The 21,059-nt window shown below is 64.5% G+C and carries 21 protein-coding genes; 6 read left to right on the forward strand and 15 right to left on the reverse strand.

The annotated features are described in order from the left end of the window. Positions 1-39: 39 nt before the first annotated feature. The 8 genes from J2X56_RS17615 to J2X56_RS17650 all read right to left on the reverse strand — a co-directional run bounded on the left by J2X56_RS17615 (position 40) and on the right by J2X56_RS17650 (position 9,419). Positions 40-960: an ornithine cyclodeaminase family protein gene (locus tag J2X56_RS17615; RefSeq protein WP_121041109.1), complete on the reverse strand. Its 921-nt coding sequence runs from the start codon at positions 958-960 to the stop codon at positions 40-42. Positions 961-993: 33 nt separating this feature from the next. Then, positions 994-1,932 (reverse strand): LysR family transcriptional regulator, encoded by a 939-nt coding sequence (locus tag J2X56_RS17620; protein ID WP_039784761.1) that lies wholly within the window; start codon positions 1,930-1,932, stop codon positions 994-996. A 205-nt stretch (positions 1,933-2,137) separates the two neighbouring features. After that, a complete protein-coding gene (locus tag J2X56_RS17625; protein ID WP_310161300.1) occupies positions 2,138-3,292 on the reverse strand; it encodes a DNA methyltransferase in 1,155 nt (384 codons plus the stop codon). Then, the gene (locus J2X56_RS17630) at positions 3,292-4,473 is read right to left on the reverse strand and encodes a hypothetical protein (RefSeq protein ID WP_310161303.1); all 1,182 of its coding nucleotides are present in this window, start codon (positions 4,471-4,473) and stop codon (positions 3,292-3,294) included. The genes J2X56_RS17625 and J2X56_RS17630 overlap by 1 nt, the downstream gene beginning before the upstream one ends. Before the next feature lie 4 nt (positions 4,474-4,477). Next, on the reverse strand, positions 4,478-5,527 hold the full coding sequence (locus J2X56_RS17635; protein WP_310161305.1) for a bifunctional nicotinamide-nucleotide adenylyltransferase/Nudix hydroxylase: 1,050 nt from the start codon (positions 5,525-5,527) through the stop codon (positions 4,478-4,480). A 70-nt stretch (positions 5,528-5,597) separates the two neighbouring features. After that, positions 5,598-7,295, reverse strand: coding sequence for an NAD+ synthase (locus J2X56_RS17640; RefSeq protein WP_310161308.1), 1,698 nt, complete (start codon positions 7,293-7,295; stop codon positions 5,598-5,600). Between the two features lie 28 nt (positions 7,296-7,323). Continuing rightward, positions 7,324-8,526, reverse strand: coding sequence for a nicotinate phosphoribosyltransferase (pncB, locus tag J2X56_RS17645; protein WP_121041117.1), 1,203 nt, complete (start codon positions 8,524-8,526; stop codon positions 7,324-7,326). A 29-nt stretch (positions 8,527-8,555) separates the two neighbouring features. Beyond that, positions 8,556-9,419 carry a cysteine hydrolase gene (locus tag J2X56_RS17650; RefSeq protein WP_204726825.1) on the reverse strand — a complete coding sequence of 288 codons (864 nt, stop codon included), beginning with the start codon at positions 9,417-9,419 and terminating at the stop codon, positions 8,556-8,558. Positions 9,420-9,630: 211 nt separating this feature from the next. On the opposite strand from J2X56_RS17650, the gene J2X56_RS17655 reads away from it, so the two are divergent. From J2X56_RS17655 to J2X56_RS17670, 4 genes are all read left to right on the forward strand, one after another. Then, a complete protein-coding gene (locus J2X56_RS17655) occupies positions 9,631-10,293 on the forward strand; it encodes an NrtR DNA-binding winged helix domain-containing protein (protein ID WP_121041121.1) in 663 nt (220 codons plus the stop codon). 337 nt (positions 10,294-10,630) lie between these two features. Further along, entirely contained in the window at positions 10,631-10,876 is a 246-nt protein-coding gene (locus tag J2X56_RS17660; protein WP_134223838.1) for a hypothetical protein, read from the forward strand. Next, a complete protein-coding gene (locus J2X56_RS17665) occupies positions 10,873-11,919 on the forward strand; it encodes a polymorphic toxin type 15 domain-containing protein (RefSeq protein ID WP_310161316.1) in 1,047 nt (348 codons plus the stop codon). Before J2X56_RS17660 ends, J2X56_RS17665 begins: the two co-directional genes overlap by 4 nt. Positions 11,920-11,950: 31 nt before the next feature. Further along, positions 11,951-12,088: a T6SS immunity protein Tdi1 domain-containing protein gene (locus J2X56_RS17670; protein ID WP_310161582.1), complete on the forward strand. Its 138-nt coding sequence runs from the start codon at positions 11,951-11,953 to the stop codon at positions 12,086-12,088. 188 nt (positions 12,089-12,276) lie between these two features. On the opposite strand, the gene J2X56_RS17675 is transcribed toward J2X56_RS17670, so the two are convergent. The 6 genes from J2X56_RS17675 to J2X56_RS17700 form a co-directional block, all read right to left on the reverse strand. Next, entirely contained in the window at positions 12,277-12,501 is a 225-nt protein-coding gene (locus J2X56_RS17675) for a hypothetical protein (protein ID WP_121041128.1), read from the reverse strand. A gap of 115 nt (positions 12,502-12,616) precedes the next feature. Beyond that, entirely contained in the window at positions 12,617-12,877 is a 261-nt protein-coding gene (locus J2X56_RS17680) for a DUF4148 domain-containing protein (RefSeq protein WP_034333171.1), read from the reverse strand. A gap of 275 nt (positions 12,878-13,152) precedes the next feature. Beyond that, positions 13,153-13,437: a hypothetical protein gene (locus J2X56_RS17685; RefSeq protein WP_209569494.1), complete on the reverse strand. Its 285-nt coding sequence runs from the start codon at positions 13,435-13,437 to the stop codon at positions 13,153-13,155. A 158-nt stretch (positions 13,438-13,595) separates the two neighbouring features. Next, a complete protein-coding gene (locus J2X56_RS17690; protein ID WP_310161321.1) occupies positions 13,596-14,564 on the reverse strand; it encodes a transporter in 969 nt (322 codons plus the stop codon). Between the two features lie 49 nt (positions 14,565-14,613). Beyond that, positions 14,614-15,381: a coniferyl-alcohol dehydrogenase gene (locus J2X56_RS17695; protein ID WP_121041133.1), complete on the reverse strand. Its 768-nt coding sequence runs from the start codon at positions 15,379-15,381 to the stop codon at positions 14,614-14,616. A gap of 64 nt (positions 15,382-15,445) precedes the next feature. Further along, positions 15,446-16,915 carry a benzaldehyde dehydrogenase gene (locus J2X56_RS17700; protein WP_310161325.1) on the reverse strand — a complete coding sequence of 490 codons (1,470 nt, stop codon included), beginning with the start codon at positions 16,913-16,915 and terminating at the stop codon, positions 15,446-15,448. A gap of 293 nt (positions 16,916-17,208) precedes the next feature. Here J2X56_RS17700 and J2X56_RS17705 point away from each other — a divergent pair, with 293 nt between their 5' ends. After that, the gene (locus J2X56_RS17705; protein WP_134134143.1) at positions 17,209-19,071 is read left to right on the forward strand and encodes a sigma-54-dependent Fis family transcriptional regulator; all 1,863 of its coding nucleotides are present in this window, start codon (positions 17,209-17,211) and stop codon (positions 19,069-19,071) included. Positions 19,072-19,118: 47 nt separating this feature from the next. Here J2X56_RS17705 and J2X56_RS17710 read toward each other — a convergent pair whose 3' ends face one another. Beyond that, on the reverse strand, positions 19,119-19,400 hold the full coding sequence (locus J2X56_RS17710) for a hypothetical protein (protein WP_121041139.1): 282 nt from the start codon (positions 19,398-19,400) through the stop codon (positions 19,119-19,121). A gap of 197 nt (positions 19,401-19,597) precedes the next feature. On the opposite strand from J2X56_RS17710, the gene J2X56_RS17715 reads away from it, so the two are divergent. Further along, positions 19,598-21,031: an MFS transporter gene (locus tag J2X56_RS17715; RefSeq protein ID WP_166675513.1), complete on the forward strand. Its 1,434-nt coding sequence runs from the start codon at positions 19,598-19,600 to the stop codon at positions 21,029-21,031. The last annotated feature ends 28 nt before the right edge of the window (positions 21,032-21,059 follow it).

Raw genomic sequence — 21,059 nt, forward strand, 5'->3', positions numbered from 1 at the left:
AAATCCGCAGCGCCTTTTTTCATGCAACCCAGGTTTGGCTTACCAGCCGTACTGCGCACACGCCTTGCGATACGCCAGCCCTGCCAGCGCCACATCTTCCAGGCCGATGCCGATGGCCTTGTAGATGACGATGTCCTCGTCCTGGCGCTGATAAGGCATGCTGCCATCGACAGCCTGCGCCAGTTCCATCACCTTGTCCCACGCGAACACACCCGGTGCGCACTGCACCAGGTCGCCGGCCTCCTGCTGCGCCTGCGGCTTCCATTCCACGAACAGCGCGGCGGCACGGCCGATGGCGGTGTCGTCCAGCTCGCGCACGTTGGCCTTGGAGGCACCGACGGCGGCGACGAAAGCCCCCGGACGCAGCAGCTTGCCATCGAACAGCGGCGTGGCTGAACGGGTCACGGTGACCAGCACGTCCGCTGCGGCGGCGGCTTCATCGACGCTCACCACCCGCGCCGGAACGCCCAGGGTGCGCGTGACTTCCTCGGCCAGGGCTTCGCGGCCCGACAAGCCGGCGATCAATACTTCCTTGAACGGCCGCACCTGCAGCAGCGCCGGAATGTGCGAACGCGCCTGCACGCCGGTGCCGATCACCGCCAGGGTGGCGGCGTCCTTGCGGGCCAACGCATCGCAGGCCACCGCCGTGGCGGCCGCAGTGCGCAGGCCGGTCATGGCGTCGCCCTCCAGCGTGCACAGCGGTGCGCCGGTCTCGCTGGAGAACAGCTGGATGACGAACCTGAACTGGCCCTTGATGGTGGTGTAGACCTTGGCCCCGGCGATCCCGGCCGATGGAATGACCGCCCCCATCATCGACAGCATCACGCCATTGGCGGCACTGGTGCGCACGCGCCCCTGATGCGCGCCCTCGGCGGCGTGGGCAAAGGCCTCGCGCATGGAGGCGATGGCGTCTTCGGTGGTCAGCAGTTCGCTGACCTGCTGGTTGGTGAGAAATTTCATGCGGGACCTTGGCTTCAAAAAATGCAGGAAAAATTATGGCGTGCCGTGCTCGGCCTTGAGATAGTTCCAGATCCGGTCTATGTCCGGATTGGCTCCATCCAGACGGCGATAGACGCGGATATCCATCTCGTCGCACCACAGCCCCTGCTCCAGCGCTTCGCTGTCGTTCGGGGCGATGGCCAGGGTCAGCTTGCCCTCGGCGATCTCGCGCGACACCGCACTGGCCGGCAGCCAGGCGATGCCGTGGCCTTCGACGGCCATGCTCTTCAAGCCTTCAGCCAGGTCGGTCTCGAAGCGGCGGAACAGGTGCACGCGGCGCGGGCTGGAATGCAGGGCCTTCTCGACGATGCGCGAGAGCGAGGAATATGGGGAATAACTGAGGAAAGGTTGCGGATCATTGGGCGTCCCTGGCAACACATACTTGGGCTGGCCACTGGGCAGCGTCTTGACATAGGGACGCAGCGGCTCCTTGCCCAGCGAAAGCACGGCATAGCGTTCGGTATCGAGGGCGATGCCCTGCTGGCGATGGTCATAGCACAGCAGCAGGTCGCAGTTGCGCTCCACCAGGGCCATGACGGCATCGTGCACGTTGCCGGCCATGACGGTGGTGGCGATGGCGCCGATGGTCTTTTCGATTTCCGACAGCAGCTTGGGGAACACCGTCAGCAAGAGCGTGTGCGGCATCGCAAAGCGTACCGAGGATTGCGCCCCTGCCAGTTGGCCGCGCAGCACCAGCCGCGCCTGCATCGACTGGTTGAGCATTTCCTTGGCGATCGGGACGAAGGATTCACCGGCCGGCGTGAGCGTGCAGGGATAGGACGAGCGATCGAACAGTTCGGCGCCCAGCCAGGTTTCCAGCGAGCGGATGCGGCGGCCGAAGGCCGGTTGCGTGACATTGCGCAGTTTGGCCGAGCGGCTGAAGTTCAGCGTATCGACGACCGAGAGGAAGTCCTCCACCCATTTGATTTCCATCTTCCCTACCCCGTTGGCTTGCCGCGCTGATCCGGCGGCTTGTCTTTGGTGCCGACCACGTTGTGCCTGGCGGCGACCCTCCTTTGGAACGCAGCCACTATACCGAAATGGCATGGACAGCGCCCCATGCCATTTTGGCATGAGGCGCAGTAAAAGCGGGTAGACAGGCGATGAATAAACGATGCGGCGCAGTGATCACACCAGCTCAGCCGGGGCCCTGCAACAGCGCTGGCGGCATCAGGGGCAAGCCGTGATGGAAAACCGCATGCGGAAGAACAGTTGCCACATCGTGCTGCGCATCGCGCAGGCACAGGTCCAGCCGCACCTGCCGGCCCGCACGGTCGAGCCGCACGGCGCGCAGGTAGTGGCGCTCCGGGAGCACGGCCGCAGCGGAGCCGGCCATGGCGGCCGAGAACGGTGCGCCCCAGCAGGTGAGCGCGAAGCCCTGCTGTTCCAGCCAGTGGCACACGGCAGCGACCAGACGCGGATCGTCGGGCAGCAACAGATCCGCATCGGCGGGCGCCTGCGACAACGGCAAATCCTGCAGCCAGCGCGCAAAGCTGCCGTAAAGGACGAACCCCGGATGCGCCAACTGCAGCGCTTGCAGTAAGGCAAGGGTCTGCTCCGTATCGATGGCGTGCGGCAGATGGCGCGCGATCAGCGCGTATTCGTGCGAACGATTGCTGCGCAGCTGGCCGGGCGTCTCGGACGTACTGGCGCGGTCATAAACCAGGATGCGTTCTTCGACGAAACGGAAGCGGTCCGCCATCAGCCGTGCCAGATCCCAGGCCAGCGGCACGAACTGCTCGCCCACCCGCAGGTTCTCGGCGCACAGCACCAGCCAGCCGCCGGGACGCAAACAGTCGCGCAATGCGCGCAGCAGACGCTCCAGCATGCCGAGGAAAGCGGCGTAGGTCTGGCTGGCGTAAAGCTGTCCAGCGTGCGCGGCGTCGGAGGCGTCCGGCCACTGGCAGCCGAAGTAAGGCACGTTGCTCAACACCAGGTCCACCGGCGGCAGGGAATGCGCGAGCGCCGTGGCATCGCCTTGCAACACTTGCTGTGGCGGACCATCGGCCCCGAGACGCTGCAGCCGCTGGCGCGTCAATGCCACGCGCTGGCCATCTATCTCGATGCCGATGCCCGCGCGGCCCACGCTGTGCGCGGCGACCAGCGTGCTGCCAAATCCGCAGAAGGGATCGAACACCTTGCCGTCAGGCGGGCACAGATGCGCAATGAACGGCTGCATCTGCTCCACCCAGCCGCAATCGCGCGCGCCGAAGGGATCGGTCTCGGCCAGCTCCTGTGGCAGGGTCCAGGCCGGGTCCTGCCTGCTGAGGTGCAGCCAGCTGTTGTCGTTCATCACGGGCTCCGCAGCAGCTGCAGCGGCTGCACCGCGCGACTGTGCAGGGGCGCGGCACCGGTGGTTTCCAGCAGCACATGTTGTTCGGGATTCCAGCCGCCGCACAGGCGGCCATTGGCATGGAACACCAGCTTGTAGATGCGTCCGCTGGCATGGCGCGCATGCATGCGCACATAGTCCGAGGCTTCGAAGGTGAGCTGCATGCCGCGCCAGTGCAGCACCACGTTCCAGAAGTAGTAGCCGGAGGTGGCATGCACCGGTTGCGCTTCGGCGCTCAGTTCCGGATCGGCCAGGCAGGCTGCCAGCAACGCCGCCACATCGATGCGCGCGCCGCCGATGTAGCGGGCCGTCACGTTGTTGCGGTATTGCGGTCCGAGTTGCGAGAACTCGCGCAGGATCACCGCCGTCACACCGCGCTGTTGCGCCCAGCGCAGATAGGCTTTCAGCGCGGGCACGCCATCGATGCCACCCCGCTGCACGATGCACACCAGCTTCACCGGCAACTGCGGCACCAGTTGCGTGAGCGTGGCGTCGATGCCGGCCTGCGTGGCAACCGCCTGTCCGCTGCGAAAACGCATGATGGCCTGATTGGCCTGGGCCTCATGATGGTGGCGCGACAGTTCCACCCAGCCGAGATCGAAGGCCTGCAAGCGCGCGATCAGCTCCGCGCCACGCGGCGTGGCCAGGCCGCCTCCATTGGTGTAGAGCACGCTGCCCTGCACGGGTGACTGGCGCGCGTGCTCCTGCAGGACATCGAGCATGGACAGCATCCAGCCGGCGTCATCAGTGGTCTCCAGCCCTGACAGCGACCACGACAGCGGCAGCCCGCGCAGCGCAGCGAGCGCTTGCCGGAGCTGTGCGCCGTACTGCGGACCGGGTCGTAGCGCTGCGGCGTGCGGGCCGCCATCGTCCAGCGTTTCCGAACAGAAGCGGCAGCGCGCCGAGCATGGTTGCGCCGAGGCATAGGGCGTGAAGGTCACCGGCTGGGCGATCTGCAAAGTTCGCCCGCCGATCTCCCAGCGCCGCCAGCGTGTTGCATCGTCCTGGTCGGGCTCGCGCCGGATCACGCGTGGCAGGCGGTTTTCCAGCAGCTGCTGCAGGGCGGCGGGCATCAGGTCCGGCAGCGCCGGACTATCCGGTGCGATGGCCTCGGCGGTGTCGACGGCGTCAGAGATGGCCATGGTCTCACTCGCTGCCGGTGAGGTTGAGGAAGGTATCGAGGATATGGAAGTGATCGTCGAAGAAGCTCGCTTCCATCGCCGCCAGTTGCGCAATCGGTGTCCACACCGCCTGGGCCGCATCATCGGCGGCCTCGACCTCGGGCAGTTGTTCCAGCCGCAGGTCAAAGTAGTAAGCATGAGTGATGGTGCGGCCACGCGCACTGCGGTCGGGGTGATCGAAAATCTTGACGTCCACCAGGGCCTCTTCCAGCGTCACATCCAGCACGGCCAGGTTGGTTTCCTCGGCCAGTTCGCGCAGGGCGGCCTGCATCAGGCGCTCGCGCTGGTCCAGGAAACCGCCGGGGATGGCCCACAGGCCACGCCCCGGAAAGCCCTTGCGCTGCACCAGCAGCACGTGGTCCGCCGCGCGGATCACGGCATCCACTGTCGTGAAGACCGGCGGATAAGGTGCCGCAGCCCAGGCCGCTTGATACTTGCGCAACTGGCGATATTCTTCCACCAGGGCGGCGTAATGCGGCAGCAGTGACCAGGCGCGCAGGTAGTGGCGCACGCTGGGCGGCACCATCGTGTCGAGAACGTCGAGGCTGACTTCCAGGTCCTCGGCCTCGAACCAGACATTGCGAATGTCGGTGGCATCGATATCACCCGCGCGCGGCAGGGCTTCCAGCTGCCATTGCGGGAAGTGGCGCAGGTAGTAGCTGGAGGCATCCTTGAAGTGCCCGACCAGCAGCACCCTTGCCTGGGGATCGGTCTCGGCCGCGACCAGGCGGCGCACTTCGGCGGACCAGCGGCGATCGTCGTAGTAATCGCGGGTAGCGACGAAGCGCAGGCGTTCGCGCTGGCCCGGCGGCATGGCACCGGCGATCATGGCGGCGCGCTCTTCCCAAGTGAAGGGGTTCTTGGTGTTACGGGCGTGGAAGGCCGAACCCAGCACCACGATCACCGTGGCCGCGCGCTCCAGCGCGTGATGCAGCAGGTGCAGGTGGCCGTTGTGCACGGGCTGGAAGCGGCCGATCACCACGGCGGCATCGTATTGCGGAGTCAGGACGGGCATGCGCTTTCCTTAATTTTTATCAACAGGGTCGAACGGCCGTTCACCTGAATGACGGATGACGGCCAGCGCCTCAATAGCGCACTGCGATCGGAATCTGCCTTCCGCTGCCGAAGGCCCGGGCGCGCACCCGGATCACTGGCGGCGACTGGCGGCGCTTGTATTCGTTGCGCGCCACCATGCGGCAGATGCGTTCGACCAGTGCTGCCCCGGTTTCGGTTCCGCTGAGCTGTTCGACTGCGCGGCTTGCCGCAAGGGCTTCATCGGCAGGAAGGCGGCTGCCTTCGATGTGCCACTTGAGAATCTCGTCCAGCACCTCGTAAGGCGGCAGGCTGTCGGTATCGCGCTGGTCCGGGGCCAGTTCGGCCGAGGGGGCCTTGCCGATGATGGCCGCGGGGATGATCTCGCGGCCGGCCTGCGCATTGAGGTGGCGCGCCAGGGCATAGACCTCGGTCTTGTAGAGATCGCCGATCAGCCCCAGGCCGCCGTTGGTGTCGCCATACAGCGTGCAGTAGCCGACCGAGATCTCGCTCTTGTTGCCGGTGGTCAGCAGCAGCGCGTCATAGCCGTTGGAATACTCCATGAGGATGGCACCGCGCACGCGGGCTTGCAGGTTTTCCAGCGGCAGCCCGCGCAGGGGTGCGCCGAAGGCCTTGGCAAAACCGTCCTCGAACTCGCGCACCAGATCGGAAATGGGATGGCGGAACAGCGTCACGCCCAGCGCCTGGCACAGCGTTTCGGAATCATCGACCGAACCGGTGCTGGAGAACATCGACGGCATGGTCACCGCCACCACGTTCTGCGCCCCCAGCACCTCCACGGCCAGCGCGATGGTGAGCGCCGAATCGATGCCACCGGAACAACCGACCACCACCTTGCCGAAGCCGCAGCGGCGCGCATAGTCGCGCAGGCCCAGCAGGATCTGGCGGCGCTGGAATTCGGGCGTGGCCAGGGTCTGGTCTGCGCGGACCGGTTCGCCCACACCATCGCTGCGCAGGAAGCGCCCGCTCTCGAAGGCGATGACCTGGAAATCCTCGGCCAGGCGCGCCGCCTCGAAGGCCAGTCCCTGCAGCGGCGACATGGCGAAGGAGCCGCCGTCATAGACCAGTTGGTCCTGCCCGCCGACCTGGTTGACGTAGAGCAGCGCCATCTGGCGGCGCAGGCAGGCGGCCTGGAACAGGGCGTGGCGCTGGCTGCGCTTGCCGACGTCCGACGGGCTGGCATTGATGGAGACCACCAGTTGCGCATCGGCCTGGGCCAGCTTCTCGAAGGGATTGACGCGATAGCTGCGCAGATCGTCGTTCCAGCCATCCTCGCAGATCAGGAAGCCGACCCGCATGCCCTTGACCGGCAACACGCAGGCCGTCTCCGGACCCGCCTCGAAATGGCGGCCATCATCGAAGACGCCATACACCGGCAGCAACTGCTTGTGATACTCGGCCACGATGACACCCTCGCGCACCGCCAGCAGGGCATTGAAGAGCGGCTTGCCGGGGCCGGGATTGCGGCGCGGCGCGCCGATCACGGCCGTCAGTCCGGGCAGGCTGCGGGTGGCGTCGATGACCGATTGCAAAGTCTGCTCGGCCTGCGCCAGGAAGCGGGCTTCTTCCAGCAAATCGCCGGGGTAGTAGCCGCAGACCGAGAGTTCAGGAAAGACCACCAGGTCGGCACCGGCCCCGGCGGCGCGCTGCAGGCCATCGAGGTGAAGCGCCAGATTGCCGGAGAAGTCACCGATGGTGGGGTTGCATTGGGCGATGGCGATGCGAAGCATGATGCATCCTTTCTGCCGCCGCAGCGGCTCAGGCAGGGGTGGCCGGCGCAGCGATGCCGAACAGCTGGCGCAGGTAGGCCAGGAAAGTTTCATCCTTGCACAAAGTCTTGCCCGGCGAATCGGACAGCTTGGCCACGGCCTGGCCATTGCAGGACGACAGCTTCATGACGATGTTCAGCGGCGCGATGCCGGTGTCGTTGCTGAGGTTGGTGCCGATGCCGAAACCGGTCATGGCACGGTCGGAAAAATGACGATACAGGCGCAGCGCCTGCGGCAGGTCCAGTCCATCGGAGAACACCAGGCGCTTGGTGTTGGCATCCAGGCGCAGCTTGCGATAGTGCGCCAGCGCCTTCTCGCCCCATTCGAAGGGATCGCCCGAGTCGTGCCGCAGGCCGTCGAAGAGCTTGGCGAAATACAGGTCGAAGTCCGCCAGGAAGGCATCCATGCCGACCACGTCGGTCAGGGCCACGCCCAGGTCGCCGCGGTATTCCTGCACCCAGTCTTCCAGTGCGGCCTTCTGGAAATCACGCAGCCGCACGCCGAAGGATTGGTAGGACTGCAGGTATTCGTGGGCCATGGTGCCGATGGGCACCAGCTGATATTTTTTGGCGAGCCAGACGTTGGAGGTTCCCTTGAAATATTGCGGAACCTCGCGCGCCAGCGTGGCCACCACTTCCTCCTGCCACGCTCCGCTGTAGCGGCGGCGCACGCCGAAGTCGAAGAACTCGAAGGGATGACGGCCTGGCGCTTCAGCGGCGAAGGCGTGCAGCAGAGCAACCTTCTCCTCCAGACGGCGGCGCGCTTCTTCCCCGGCCGCTGCCGTGCCGATCCGGCGGAAATAGAGTTCGTTGACGATGTAGAGCACGAAGATTTCGAAGCCCATGACATGCACCTGCGGACCGCGCGCGACGATGCACAGGCGCTCGCCCTCGGTGCTGACCTCGATGAACTTGCGTTGGAAGCGGAACAGCGCGAGGAAGTCGATGAAGTCGCTCTTCATGTAGCGCAGCTGCGCCAGATAGGCCAGTTCATCACTGCTGAAGCGCAGGCTGCACAGGTGATCCAGCTCGCGCTCCACCTCGTCTTTCAATTCGGCCAGCGGGAATTGCGGCTGGTTGCGGCACACGAAGGTGTATTCGGCCAGGGCACCGGGATGGCTGTGCAGCAGGGCCTGCCACATGGTGAACTTGTAGAGATCGGTTTCCAGCAAACTACGAACGACGGGTGCCATGATGGGGCACTCCTTTCAACGTGGATGGGTCAGGCGTTGGCTTGCAGTTCCTGCAGCACCTGCTCCGAAGTGGCCAGGCGCACGCCGGCCTGTGACATGGCCGCCAGGAAATCCTGGTACTGCGCCTCGAAGCCGGCCACCGGACTCATGCAATCGGTCACCAGCACCAGCCGGGCACGGCCGGCGGCGTCGAGGTTGGCGGCGATGTGCTCGGTGGTGGCGCGCACGCAGTGGCTGCCCGCCTCGCCGGTGATGTAGACGGTATCGGCCTGCGCCAGGGTGGCGATGAAGCCACGGTTGAGCTGGGTGGCCGGATCGTCGTCATCCGGCACTTCGGCCATCACTGCGGAATAGTGCTCGGTCCACGGGTTGCTGCCCTTGCCCAGCTTGGTGACCACGCCCAGCGTGCGTTCTTCCCAGCGGTTGTAGGCGGCGCGCACATCGGCGTGGACCGCCCCGCCCCAGCTGCCGATCTCGCAGTGCACCGGCCAGACCATGAGGCGATAGCGTCCGGCGGTTTCCAGGGCATCGAGATAGGCCAGTGCGCGCGGCAATGCTTGCGGATCACGTGGCAGGTAAGCGCCGGCACGGACCTGCGCGGCCTCGATCTGGGTGAAAGGCGTGACCGCCGCGCCATCAGCTTGCTGCCAGAACGTGGGATGGGCGATGTCCAGCCTGTGGTGGGCGTCGAGGGTGATGCTGATGGCCGACAGGCCGGTACCGCCCTGGTCGATCAGACGCGCCACGCGCTGCAGGTCGGCATGGCTGCCCGCCACCGGCAGCGCTGGTTGCAGTACCCCGCCGGTAACCGGGTCCACCGGCAGCCAGTCCGTCGGCAGGTCGCAGAAATCGTTTTGCGGATCGATCACGAGGAGATGCAGGGAGCGCTTCATGGTGTCCACCTTTCGGAGTGCGTCGGGTTACGGTAAGGCCAGTGTAGACCACTTAATTTAATTTTGCAACTAACATAGGCTTCGTAAATTTTCTGGATTAGCTCTCCAAATAGGGCTTACAGGTCATCCGTGATCCGAATTGCAACAAATAGATTCACAATGACACTAAGTACCTTTAGACTTCCCGGACTTGGACAAGGCGAGGAGAAAAATGGATCCGGTGATCTGCACAGTGGATGTGGCGTTGCTCACGCTCACGGCCGAGGGGCTGGAAGTGGCGCTGCTCAAGCGCGAACATGCGCCCTTCAAGGGGGTGGCGGCGCTGCCCGGCGGCTACATTCATGCGCGCACTGACGTCGATGCGCGCGATGCCGCGCGCCGCGTGCTGCTGGACAAGACCGGCATCGCCGCGCCCTACCTGGAACAACTGGCCACCTTCTCCGGTGCGGCGCGTGATCCGCGCGGCTGGTCGATCTCGATCGCGTATTACGCGCTGGTACCGGCCACCACCATCGCCCAGGCCGAGCGGGACGAGGTCCGCCTGCACAGCGTGGACCGCCTGCCGCCGCTGCCCTTCGACCATGGCGACATCATCGGCACCGCCGTCTCGCGCCTGCGCAGCAAGAGCCAGTATTCGTCGCTGCCCTGCCATCTGCTGGGCGATGTCTTTACCTTGCCGCAGTTGCAGCGGGTCTATGAAGTGCTGATGGGCGAGAGCATCAACAAGGTGAGTTTCCGCCGCAAGATGACCGAGATGGACATGCTCGATCCGGTGGACGGACAGTTCGAGAGCGGGGCGCATCGTCCGGCGCAGCTGTATCGCCTGAAGCCCGCCTTTCGTGAAGAGTTGCAGTTGCTGGAGCGCGGGCTTTGAGAATGGCAAGCGGCAATGTGATCGGCCAGTACGAAGGAAAGCGGCGCACACCGGATGAACTAGTCATATAACGTTGGGCAGTGACCTTGCTCCTTGGAGGCCCGGGTCCGGTTTCGCGCCGGCCCAGGGCCTTTGTTTCAAGTTGAATCTTTGCCTGGGGTGCCAGCTGATACAGGCTGGGCCAGGACCATTGCCGGGCAGGCTGCCCCTTGGTCGCATCTTCAGCATTTCGTAGCTGCAGCCGTCATCCGGAAGTTGCAAGTTTCCACATGGAAACATTACAATGCGGGCCAGTGTTGCATCAGGGAGGGATACTTGATGAGCACAGGATCTTCGCATGCCCAAAGCATCCCCGGGTCTGGAACAGCGGCTTCCGGACTATCTCTACGCCCGCCTTCTGCGGCGGGCTTTTCCGTATCACCCAGTCTCCCAAAATGAACCGTTAGTCAATCAGCTTGACGCCAGCGAGCGGTTGCGACGCGACTTTGCGCTCGCTCTTGCGCGCTTGGCTGATCAGGCCTGGCTTGAATTCAACGACTTGCCCTGCGACCCGGTCGATAAGACGCGGGATGCAGTGTCATGACGACCAAAGGCGTCATCCTCGAACAGGCTGACAGGTCGTTCACGCACATCGAGCCTCACGGTGGCGGCGCCAACGCAGCCATCAAGGCAGAGACTGCGGCCGAGAAAACGTTTTGGCAGAAGTCGAGTCCTTGGGTGCACGGCGTGCTGGGCGTGGCCAGTTTCGTTCCAGGCTTGTCGGTCATCACGGGTGCGATTGATGCGGCCATCTATACCGCCGAGGGCGACTACGTTGAAGCGGGGATCGCTGCGGCGAGCATGATCCCGGGTGGCAAGGTGGTCACCAGCGTTGGCAAGGTCGCCAAACGCGCAGTTGGTATGGCAAAGGGTGCAGGAACGGCATCCCGGGTTGGCAAAGGTGCGCATGAGGCAGAAGAACTCGCCAAAGCAGCCAAGTCGGCAAAGGAAACAGAGGAAGCTTCCAGAGCTGCCCGCGAAGCCAAGCTCGCCAGAGAAACTGCACCTGGGCCCCCAAAGCCCAAGGACCCAAAGAAGGATGTCACCGTCAAGGCCCGACCGTTTAAAGTGCCTTGCTTCCATCCCTATGACAAGAAACAATTCATGCGGATGAGCAAGGAGGAACAGAAGGCGTTTCTGAAAGAAATGGCGGAGCAACTTAGACGTCAAGAGGAGGCGATCAATAGTCTGACAGCTAGCGAATACGCGATGGCCAGGGATGCGTTTAAGAAAATGAAGCGCAATCCGGCAGCCAGCGCGGCGCAAGAAAGCCATCGGAAAGGACTCCTTGAACAAATGTCGCAGAGTATTGGCAACAGCCTGCGTGACGACGGCATGCACCCAACCGAAGCGAAAACAAGGGCCGGAACTCGTGCAAAAGAACTGATGGAGAAATTAGCCGCTTTACATGAGCCAGACATGGTCGCCGGAGGTTGGATGCAACACAAGACTGCGAATATTGGCCGCGCTGACGTGAACAAGTCAATTGGAGCAAGCTGGAACCAGGCTTACACGCCGCCTGGAAGTCGGAATTCAGGGCAGAAGCCGCTGACTAGGGTGCGCCAGAGCCAAACTAGGTCCGCTTGAGCCGCACGAAATCTATGGATTCGAGCCCGCTATCGTATTGGGAGGAAAAATTCGCCTCGAAAATGTAGTCAAGGTGAATGCCAATGTGCACCTGACGATTCTCCGGCAGTTCGCAGAGCCGGAATTGCCATTCGCGGGGATCGATATTGAAAAGTTGCTCGATTCTTGAATATGGAGCCCTTCGTCAATGCGGCCGCCTCCGCATTGGGACGAATCACACTGAGCGAATGTCCAGGAGCCATCCATTCACAACGGCCCTCAGCCCCCACACCGTTCCCGGCATCGGCGCCAAAAACCAAAGCGGCGCACCCACAGTGGGTGCGCCGCTTTTTTCATGTCGAAATTCTTGAGCCAGGCTCAGGCACAGCAATTGCCGCCGGAATCGGCACAGCGTTCACGGCGCTGCAATTCACGGCGGTGGCGCACGCGTTGCGAGACGCGATAGACGGCGCGCTGGGTCAGCATCATGGACAAGGTGCTCAAGCTGAACTCGGCGGCAATGAGCAAACCGACCAGAGCGGCAAATTGCAGGTAGATCCGTGGATACACGGAGAGACTACGCGAGAACAGTTGATGCAGCATGATGAATTCCTCTTTCTTGTTTTACGTGCCGGGGGTTCTGCTACACACCAGTGACGATGCAGCGAACCGCGATGCGTGGCCGGTCATGCCGGTCCACGCATCGGATCACCCTGCATCAGGCACCAGCGTAGGTCGAATCGGCAACGCTGCCGGCGGTTTGCACGGCGCTCTTGGCAGCAGCGTTGCTGACGGCCGGGAACACCGAGTCAGGCTGGTTGGCGATGCCTTGTGCCTGGGCGCGGGCCAGGTCGGCCTTCACGGCAGCGCGGGTGGTGTGCGAGACGAAAGGCTTGTCAACCGGGTATTGGGCTTCAGCGAAAGCGACGGACGAAGCGGACAGGGCCAGGACGGCGGCGATGATGGTCTTTGCGGACATGATGTTTCTCCTTGAATGCGTTACGTTAAGTGGACTTCAGTCGGGTTGATTACTGTTCAGTGATGCGTGGGGCCGGGATGTCGTTCGGCTCACGCCACTCACTCTCTAGAACCGCATCGTTTCTTGCGTTGCGATGTCGTTCATCGATGGACTGAAGTCTACGGAAGAGCGCTCAGGAGAAAAACCACGCTGGAAAGAATTGAGTGTTCCGGGTTCTGGAACAATCGCCATTGCCTATCGAGCCGATAGTCCGAAAGTGATACAAAGCCGCGCCATCAGGTCCACTGGCGCTGGTTCGCGCGCAGGGGCTGGGTGTATTCCTCGTGCTGGACCTGCTTCGCTACCGGACGCGCAGGGCCGCTCTCGGCGCGTACGCGCACCTCGGGCGCGCTGGTTTGCGAGGACATCTGCACTGCAGGCTGCAGCTGGCGCGGAGGACGGACCACCGGCGGCAAACGTCCACCCGCGAGCGTTTTACGCAAGCGCTTGCACATCGGATCGCCAGTTTGCTCAAGCTGGCGGGCAGGCTGGCCGGTTCTGGATTGGTCGGTAGCTGGCATGATTCGGTTCTCCCATCTTGTCGCGGGCACCTTGGGTGCCTTCATTGTCGGGGAGCAGTATCACGCCGGAGGACCGGGCGGTTAAGCGGACAACGGCTCTGCCTGCTGTAGGAAAGCAGGCAGAGCCGCAGCTGAAGACAGCGCCGAATGCGCCCGGATCAGAAGTGATGGTCGTAGCGGATCTGGAACTTGCTGTTCTCGGCCCGGTTGCGCACGGCGAATTCCTGGTACACGTTGAAGAACAGCAGGTCGCGCTCGGACAACCTCACCATGGCCGCCGGCCCCAGTCCGACCACGCGCTCGCGCCGCCCGCCCACATCGCTGCCGTTGACCTTGGTATCGGTGATCTGCTGCAGCCAGTAGCCGGCCGCGCCGATGGTCAGCGCCGGATTGAGCACGTACTCGGCGGAGAAGTTGGCATGCACCGCCTGCCCCGCCTGCGTGGAGCTGACGTTGTTGCCGAAAGCCGCATTGGGCGAGTTGTTGCGGGCATTCCAGAGATAGTGCAGACGCCAGCTGAAACTCAGGTTCTGGCTGGCCCACAGCGTACCGGCCCAATAGGGATCGAAGGACCAGGTATTGCTCCCCGGATTGACGGTGGCATTGCGGTCATAGGCCCCGGTCGGCAGGATGAACTGCAGTTCGAACCGCTGCGAATAAAGCGGCCCTTGCGCCCCCATGACGGGATCGTACTGCACAGACACGCCGGCGCTGATATCGCCAATGCCGGTATTGCCGCGAAGGATGGCATTGTTGGCACCATCGTCCACCTTGGCATTGGCCACCCACGGCACCAGCACCTGGAAGCCCAGTTGCTTGTTGCCGAATTTGGCCCCCGGTGGCACGTAGATGAACTGGCTGATGGGGGCGAATACGCTGATGTCCTGGGTGGCAGGAAATCCCAGCCGGTTGCCGTTGTTGTCCACCAGTTTGGTGGCCCTGGTGTAGGTGAGGTATTCGACGAAGTAAAAGCCGGGACCGCCGGGCAGCGGTGCGCCGTCGAAGAAACTGGTCCCGCCCATGTTGACGGCGGGCTGGTCGTAGGCGCTGGCCAGCGCGGGCAGCAAGCTCAGGCTCAGTGCCAGCCGCGCCGCGCGCCGGCGGGCGGGCTGTCGGTGCTCTCTCATGGTGTCTCCTTGTATTGTTATCGGATGGGTCGCTTGCCGTGCGTCGGATTCAGAGATAGGTCGAGGCCAGTCCGCCATCGACCGGCAGGTTCACGCCATTGATCCAGCGGCTGCCGTCATCGCACAGCCAGACGATGGCTGCAGCGATCTCGTCCGGATAGGCCGGACGCTTCATGCGATGGGCATCCTTCTGCACGCGGTCCTGCCCGAGCATGGTCACGAAATCGCCCAGGATGGGCGTGAGCACCGGGCCCGGCGCAACGCTGTTCATGCGGACCGAATGCTTCAGGAACCAGGGCTGGGCCTGGGCCATGCTCCAGACGATGAGCGCTTCCTTGAAATACTGGTAGCAGCGCTCCTGCGGCACCGGATGCTGCGCCAGCCACTCGGCCCCGGCCGCGAAACCGGCGGTCTGCGCCAGCGCCTTGTGCTGGTCCAGGCGCTGCGGCCATTCGGCACCGAGGATGGAAGCCACGTTGACGATGGCGCTGCCCGGCGGCATGCGGCGAATCAGCAGCTCGGTGAGATGGCGCAAGCCGAGATAGTTCACGCGTGCAACCAAGTCCGCCGGGGCCGTGCCGGGCACACCGGCGATGTTGCACAGGCCATCGATCTTCTCGGGCAATTGCGCGGCGGCGTCATGGATGGCATCGGCGGTGGAGAGATCGGCCTGCACGAAACCCTCCACGCTGATGATCGGTGCATTGCGATCCACCCCGATCACGCGGGCACCCTGGACCCGCAGCAGCCGGGCGGTCTCGGCACCGATGCCGGAAGAAACGCCGGTGACGACGATGGTCTTGTCTTGCAGTGTCATGCTGGTCTCCTTGAATAATGATTTATATCGTTTGGTTTTTTACAGCGGCATGCATGCGATAGAGTCAGAAGGGATACGGCGTGGCCTGCTCCTTGACGGTGATCCACTTCCATTGCGTGTACTCTTCCCAGTCGGCCGGCCCGCCCACGCTGGTGCCGTTGCCTGCAATGCCGGGACCACCGAAGGGGTTCACGCACTCGTCATTGACGGTCTGGTCATTGACGTGGACCATGCCCTGGCGCAAGCGACCCGCCACCCGCATGGCGCGGGCCAGCGAACCGGAGATCACGCCGGCGGCCAGTCCGCCCTGGTTCTGGTTGGCCAGGGTGATGGCTTCTTCCTCGGAATCCACCGTGATGACGCTGGCCACCGGACCAAAGATTTCTTCATCAAATACGCGCATGCCGGGCCGCACGCCGGACAGCACCGTCGGCTGATAGAACAAACCTTCATAGGAGCCTCCAGCCAGCAAGCGTGCGCCGGCCGCCACGCTGTCCTGCACCAGTCCGTGCACGCGCTGCAGCTGGCGCGCATCGATCAGCGGGCCCAGCGCCACCTGGCCGCTGGCCCCATCGCCCACTGGCAGGTGACGCGCCTTGTCCACCAGGCGCTCCAGCAGACCCGCTGCCTGCGAGGCATGGACCAGGATGCGATTGGCTGCCATGCAGATCTGCCCCTGGTGCAGCCACGCGCCCCAGGCCGCGTTGCTGGCGGCGACGTCGAGGTCGGCATCGTCGAGGATCAGCAGCGCATTGGCCCCGCCCAGTTCCAGCGAGACCTTCTTGAGATGGCGTCCGGCCAGCTCGCCGATGCGGCGGCCCACGGCGGGCGAACCGGTGAAAGCGATCATCGGCACCTGCGGTGCCGTCACCAGCGCCTCGCCGGCCTCCGCGCCACCGGGCAGCACGTGCAGCAGACCGGCCGGCAAACCCGCTTCCTCAAAGATGCGCGCCAGCATGAAGCCACCGGACACGGGCGTGCGCACATCCGGCTTGACCACCACCGCATTGCCCGCCGCCAGCGCCGGCGCCACCGTGCGCAAGGTCAGGATCAGCGGGAAATTGAAAGGCGAGATCACCCCGATCACGCCCAGTGGCGCACGTTTGGCGATGCTCAGGCGACCCGGCGCGCTGGGCAGCAACTGTCCCTGCGCCTGCAGCGGCATGCTGGCCGCGAGGTGGCACAGGGTGATCGCTTCGCGCACCTCATGTTCGCCCTTGAAGAGCACGCCGCCGGTCTCGCGCGCCACCATGCGCGCCAGCTCATCGAAGTGCTGCTGGAACAGGTTGCCCGCGCGACGGAAGATCTCGGCACGCTCACGCGGCGGCACCGCCAGCCATTCCGCCTGGGCGGCCACGGCGGCCTGGACGGAGATGGCCACGTCATCCGCGCCGGCCAGACCGACCTCGGTCAGCGGTGCGCCGGTGGCCGGTTCGATGACGGTGGTGCCGTGTGCGGTTTCTTCCCAGCGGCCACGGAACAGGTGGCGTTGCCAGCGGGCAGGATCGAGCAAGGGGGTGGATGGGGCGGACATGCGGGTCTCCTTTGTAATGGCCGGTGAATCCGGATCGGCAGCCATTCTGCAAAGCCTGTGCCACCGCGCTGCGCGCCATCCCATGCGGCTTCGCAGCAAGCTCATCCATCCGCGACGGGGAAGGCCAGAGCAGGTTTCAGGGAGAGATTTTTGCTGCGATGGAGCAGAGTTCTTGACGCAGTGCAGCTTGCGCATTTGCGCAAATTCGCCAACCATCAGCCCACTGAATTTCATCATTTGATGAACCGGGCCTTCGCCCGTCCCGCTTGCCCCTTTCCGCCAGGAGTTCGCCCATGCCGCCATCCCAGCGTATTTCCCTTGCCGAGATGGTACGCAGCCAGGGCAGCGCCGCCGCCCCGGTGCAGTTGAGTTCGGCCAGCACCGACCGCTGGAGCGTGGACGCCCATCCGACCCTGGCGGACCTGGGCGAATGCCTGTTCTTCTCGCCCGGCGACGGACGCATCTGGCTCAATGACCAGCGCATGCTGCTCATCCACAGCCGCAGCATGGGGACGCTGCGGCGCGAGCTGATCGACAATCTCGGCATCGACAAGGCGCGCGGCCTGCTGACCCGCGCCGGCTACATCTCCGGCGCGCGCGATGCGCAGCTGGTGCGCGAACGCTGGCCCGAGGCCGATCCCTCCACCATCCTCATGGCCGGCACCCGGCTGCATACGCTGGAGGGGGTGGTGAAGGTGATCCCGGTCAGCTTCAGCTATGACCCCGACAGCGGCCGCTACGAGGGCGAATTCCTGTGGCACAACTCCAGCGAAGCCGATGAACACCTGGCCGCCTACGGCGTCGCCACCGCGCCCTCGTGCTGGCAGCAGATCGGCTATGCCATCGGTTACGTGAGCACGCTGCTGGGACATCTGGTGATCTTCCGCGAAGTGGAATGCCGCGCCATGGGCACGCCGCATTGCCGCGTGATCGGCAAATCGGCCGAACTGTGGAGCGATGCCGAAGACGACCTGCGCTACCTCAATGCCCAGGACTTCGTCGGCAGCGGCATGCTGGCCACCGATGGCGAAGCCGCCGCCGCCAGCCACAGCGGGCTCAGCGCCGAGGCGGCGGAAGCCATGGAGGCTGATCTGACGCGCGCGCTGGTAGGCACTTCCTCGGCCTTCAACGCCGCCTGCCATCTGCTGAACCGGGTGGCACCGACGGATGCGACCGTGCTCTTCACGGGCGAGTCGGGCGTGGGCAAGGAACGCTTTGCACGCATGCTGCACCAGATCGGCCGCCGCGAACGCCAGCCCTTCGTGGCCATCAATTGCGCCGCCATTCCCGAGACGCTGATCGAGACCGAACTGTTTGGCGTCGAACGTGGTGCCTATACCGGGGCCACGCAATCCCGCGCGGGCCGCTTCGAACTGGCCGACGGCGGTACGCTGTTCCTTGATGAAGTGGGGACCTTGAGCCTGGTGGCGCAAGGCAAGCTGCTGCGGGTGCTGCAGGAGGGTGAATTCGAGCGCGTCGGTTCGACCCGTCCGCTCAAGGTCAAGGTGCGGGTGGTGGCCGCGACCAATGAGGACCTGGCGGTGGCGGTACGGGAGGGGCGCTTCCGGCAAGACCTGTTCTTCCGCCTCAACGTGTTCCCGATCCACCTGCCGCCGCTGCGCGAGCGGCGCGACGACATTCCGCTGTTGATGAATCACTTCCTCAAGTTCTACGGGCAACGCCACGGGATAGCGGTACGCGGGTTCACGCAGCGTGCGGTGCAGGCGCTGCTCAACTACAGCTTCCCCGGCAACATCCGCGAGTTGCAGAACCTGATCGAGCGCGGCGTGATCCTGGCGCAGGGGCATCCGCTGGATTTGCCGCATATGTTCATCAGCGGTGAGACGCTCAATGACGAGGTGCTGTCGCTGGCCCTGCAAGGCGAAGGGGAAGGCGAGACCGGCACGCTCGCCGGGCGCCAGGGCCAGCGCAGCAAGGAAACTTCACATCAGCCTGAAGGCAGCCTGCTGGAGACGGTGCAGCAATGGCGCGGTGGCCGCAAGGAGGAAGGTGATGCGCTCTCCCTGCCCGCGCTGGAGCAGACCCTGATCGCCGAGGCCATCGAACGGGCCGGCGGCAACCTGTCGGCGGCGGCACGCCTGCTTGGCATCACGCGGGCGCAGCTGGCGTACCGGCAGCAGAAGCGGGAAAGTTAGGGAATGTGCGGGCATCTCCTGGCAGGCAGGAGACGAGACGAAGAGCGTCAGGCGACGTTCTTGTAGGGACTGGGACGGTCGGCCTCATCGGCCACGATCTGCATCTCGCCGATGCGGTTGCGCAGTTCTTCCCAGGGATGGATGGGCAGATCCTTGTCGAGATGTTCGGATTGCCTGCGCGCGGACAGATCTTCCACCTCCTGCATCACGCGGTCCTGCCAGCGGTGTTCGAGCGCGATGAACAATGCAATGGCTGCCACCAGCCCGACCGAACAGATGGCCAGGGCGGCATAGATGGCGTACTGCATGATGGTATCGAACCAGTCCATGTCCTCCCCGTCCTCGTTGTTTGATGGCAATACGGCGATGGTAGCTTGCGGATGGGTTGACGCCCATCAGGAAATGACTGAGGCCCCCCCGGCCACATGGGACCAAGCTCATCCACAGGAACCCGCGCTGCCAGCGGGCGGTCTGCCGTTCAGGCGCAGGCTGCACGGTGCGCCTCGTCTCGCACACGGAGCCCTCGATGATTGCCACCCCATCCGCCACCATCCCTGCCCGCCTCGACCGCCTGCCCTGGTCACGCTGGCATTGGCGCGTGGTCATCGCCTTGGGCGTGGCCTGGGTGCTGGACGGGCTGGAAGTCACCCTGGTCGGCTCGCTGGGCAGCGTGCTGGAGCGCAGCGATACGCTGGCGCTCGATGCGGCGCAGGTCGGCTGGACCGGCTCGCTCTACATCGCCGGTACCGTACTGGGCGCGCTGGTCTTCGGCCGCCTCACCGACCGGCTGGGACGCAAGCGGCTCTTCATGCTGACACTGATGCTGTACATGGCGGCGACACTGGCCACCGCCTTTGCGCAGGATTTCCTGCTCCTCGCCCTGTGCCGCTTCGTGACTGGCCTGGGCATCGGCGGCGAATACGCGGCCATCAATTCCGCCATTGATGAGCTGGTGCCGGCGCGCGTGCGCGGACGGGTCAATCTCATCATCAACGCCAGTTTCTGGATCGGCGCGGCACTGGGTGCCGGGCTGTCGCTGGTGATCCTCGATCCGCAGGTGATGGGTGCGGCACTGGGCTGGCGCGCCTGCTTCCTGCTCGGGGCCGTGCTGGCGGTGGCGGTGCTGCTGGTGCGGCGGCATGTGCCGGAGAGTCCGCGCTGGCTGCTCATGCACGGCCGCCACGCCGAAGCCGAAGACGTGGTGCGCCGGATCGAAGCGGAGGTCGAGCAGCAACATGGCCCCCTGCCCGCCGTGGAACACGCCGCGAGCGCATCGACCCGGAGTGGTACGGCAGGCAGCGGCATGCTGCCCTGGCGCGAGATCGCCCACGTGCTGCTGCATCGCTATCGCCAGCGCAGCGTGATGGTGGCCCTGATGATGGTGGCCCAGGCCTTTGTCTACAACGCCATCTTCTTTACCTACTCGCTGGTGCTCACGCGCTTCTTCCAGGTGCCGGACCATCGCGTGGCGCTCTACATCTTCCCGTTTGCGCTGGGCAATGTGCTCGGGCCGCTGCTGTTGGGCCATCTGTTCGACAGCATCGGCCGTCGCCGCATGATTGCGGCCACTTACCTGCTCTCCGGTGCAGGATTGGCCGCCACGGCCTGGGCCTTCAATGCCGGGATGCTGGATGCGCGTTCACTGGCGCTGTGCTGGAGCGCAGTATTCTTCGTGGCCTCGGCGGCGGCCAGCTCGGCCTACCTGACGGCCAGCGAGGTATTCCCGTTGCGCATGCGTGCCATGGCCATTTCGATTTTCTATGCCATCGGTACCGGCGTCGGCGGATTCGTGGCGCCGGTCCTGCTGGGCTGGCTCATCGCCAGCGGTGACCGCCATGCAGTGGCAGCGGGCTATGCGCTGGGCGCATGCCTGGCGCTGCTGGCCGGGGTGTGCGCGCTGCGCTTTGCGGTGGATGCGGAACGGCGCACGCTGGAAGAAGTGGCGGAATGGAAATCCTGAATGCCTGAGCTGATGATGAAGCTGTTCA

Origin of the sequence: Herbaspirillum sp. 1173 (assembly GCF_031455335.1) — a bacterium.
GTDB lineage: Bacteria > Pseudomonadota > Gammaproteobacteria > Burkholderiales > Burkholderiaceae_D > Herbaspirillum > Herbaspirillum huttiense.

Bases quoted from the DNA above. Each gene is read 5' to 3' on its own strand.
- J2X56_RS17615 (WP_121041109.1), bottom strand. From the start codon at position 960: ATGAAATTTCTCACCAACCAGCAGGTCAGCGAACTGCTGACCACCGAA.
- J2X56_RS17690 (WP_310161321.1), bottom strand. From the start codon at position 14,564: ATGAGAGAGCACCGACAGCCCGCCCGCCGGCGCGCGGCGCGGCTGGCA.
- J2X56_RS17640 (WP_310161308.1), bottom strand. From the start codon at position 7,295: ATGCTTCGCATCGCCATCGCCCAATGCAACCCCACCATCGGTGACTTC.
- J2X56_RS17705 (WP_134134143.1), top strand. From the start codon at position 17,209: ATGCCGCCATCCCAGCGTATTTCCCTTGCCGAGATGGTACGCAGCCAG.
- J2X56_RS17710 (WP_121041139.1), bottom strand. From the start codon at position 19,400: ATGGACTGGTTCGATACCATCATGCAGTACGCCATCTATGCCGCCCTG.
- J2X56_RS17635 (WP_310161305.1), bottom strand. From the start codon at position 5,527: ATGCCCGTCCTGACTCCGCAATACGATGCCGCCGTGGTGATCGGCCGC.
- pncB (WP_121041117.1), bottom strand. From the start codon at position 8,526: ATGGCACCCGTCGTTCGTAGTTTGCTGGAAACCGATCTCTACAAGTTC.
- J2X56_RS17685 (WP_209569494.1), bottom strand. From the start codon at position 13,437: ATGCCAGCTACCGACCAATCCAGAACCGGCCAGCCTGCCCGCCAGCTT.
- J2X56_RS17660 (WP_134223838.1), top strand. From the start codon at position 10,631: ATGCCCAAAGCATCCCCGGGTCTGGAACAGCGGCTTCCGGACTATCTC.
- J2X56_RS17665 (WP_310161316.1), top strand. From the start codon at position 10,873: ATGACGACCAAAGGCGTCATCCTCGAACAGGCTGACAGGTCGTTCACG.
- J2X56_RS17715 (WP_166675513.1), top strand. From the start codon at position 19,598: ATGATTGCCACCCCATCCGCCACCATCCCTGCCCGCCTCGACCGCCTG.
- J2X56_RS17700 (WP_310161325.1), bottom strand. From the start codon at position 16,915: ATGTCCGCCCCATCCACCCCCTTGCTCGATCCTGCCCGCTGGCAACGC.
- J2X56_RS17680 (WP_034333171.1), bottom strand. From the start codon at position 12,877: ATGTCCGCAAAGACCATCATCGCCGCCGTCCTGGCCCTGTCCGCTTCG.
- J2X56_RS17630 (WP_310161303.1), bottom strand. From the start codon at position 4,473: ATGGCCATCTCTGACGCCGTCGACACCGCCGAGGCCATCGCACCGGAT.
- J2X56_RS17675 (WP_121041128.1), bottom strand. From the start codon at position 12,501: ATGCTGCATCAACTGTTCTCGCGTAGTCTCTCCGTGTATCCACGGATC.
- J2X56_RS17695 (WP_121041133.1), bottom strand. From the start codon at position 15,381: ATGACACTGCAAGACAAGACCATCGTCGTCACCGGCGTTTCTTCCGGC.
- J2X56_RS17650 (WP_204726825.1), bottom strand. From the start codon at position 9,419: ATGAAGCGCTCCCTGCATCTCCTCGTGATCGATCCGCAAAACGATTTC.
- J2X56_RS17625 (WP_310161300.1), bottom strand. From the start codon at position 3,292: ATGAACGACAACAGCTGGCTGCACCTCAGCAGGCAGGACCCGGCCTGG.
- J2X56_RS17620 (WP_039784761.1), bottom strand. From the start codon at position 1,932: ATGGAAATCAAATGGGTGGAGGACTTCCTCTCGGTCGTCGATACGCTG.
- J2X56_RS17655 (WP_121041121.1), top strand. From the start codon at position 9,631: ATGGATCCGGTGATCTGCACAGTGGATGTGGCGTTGCTCACGCTCACG.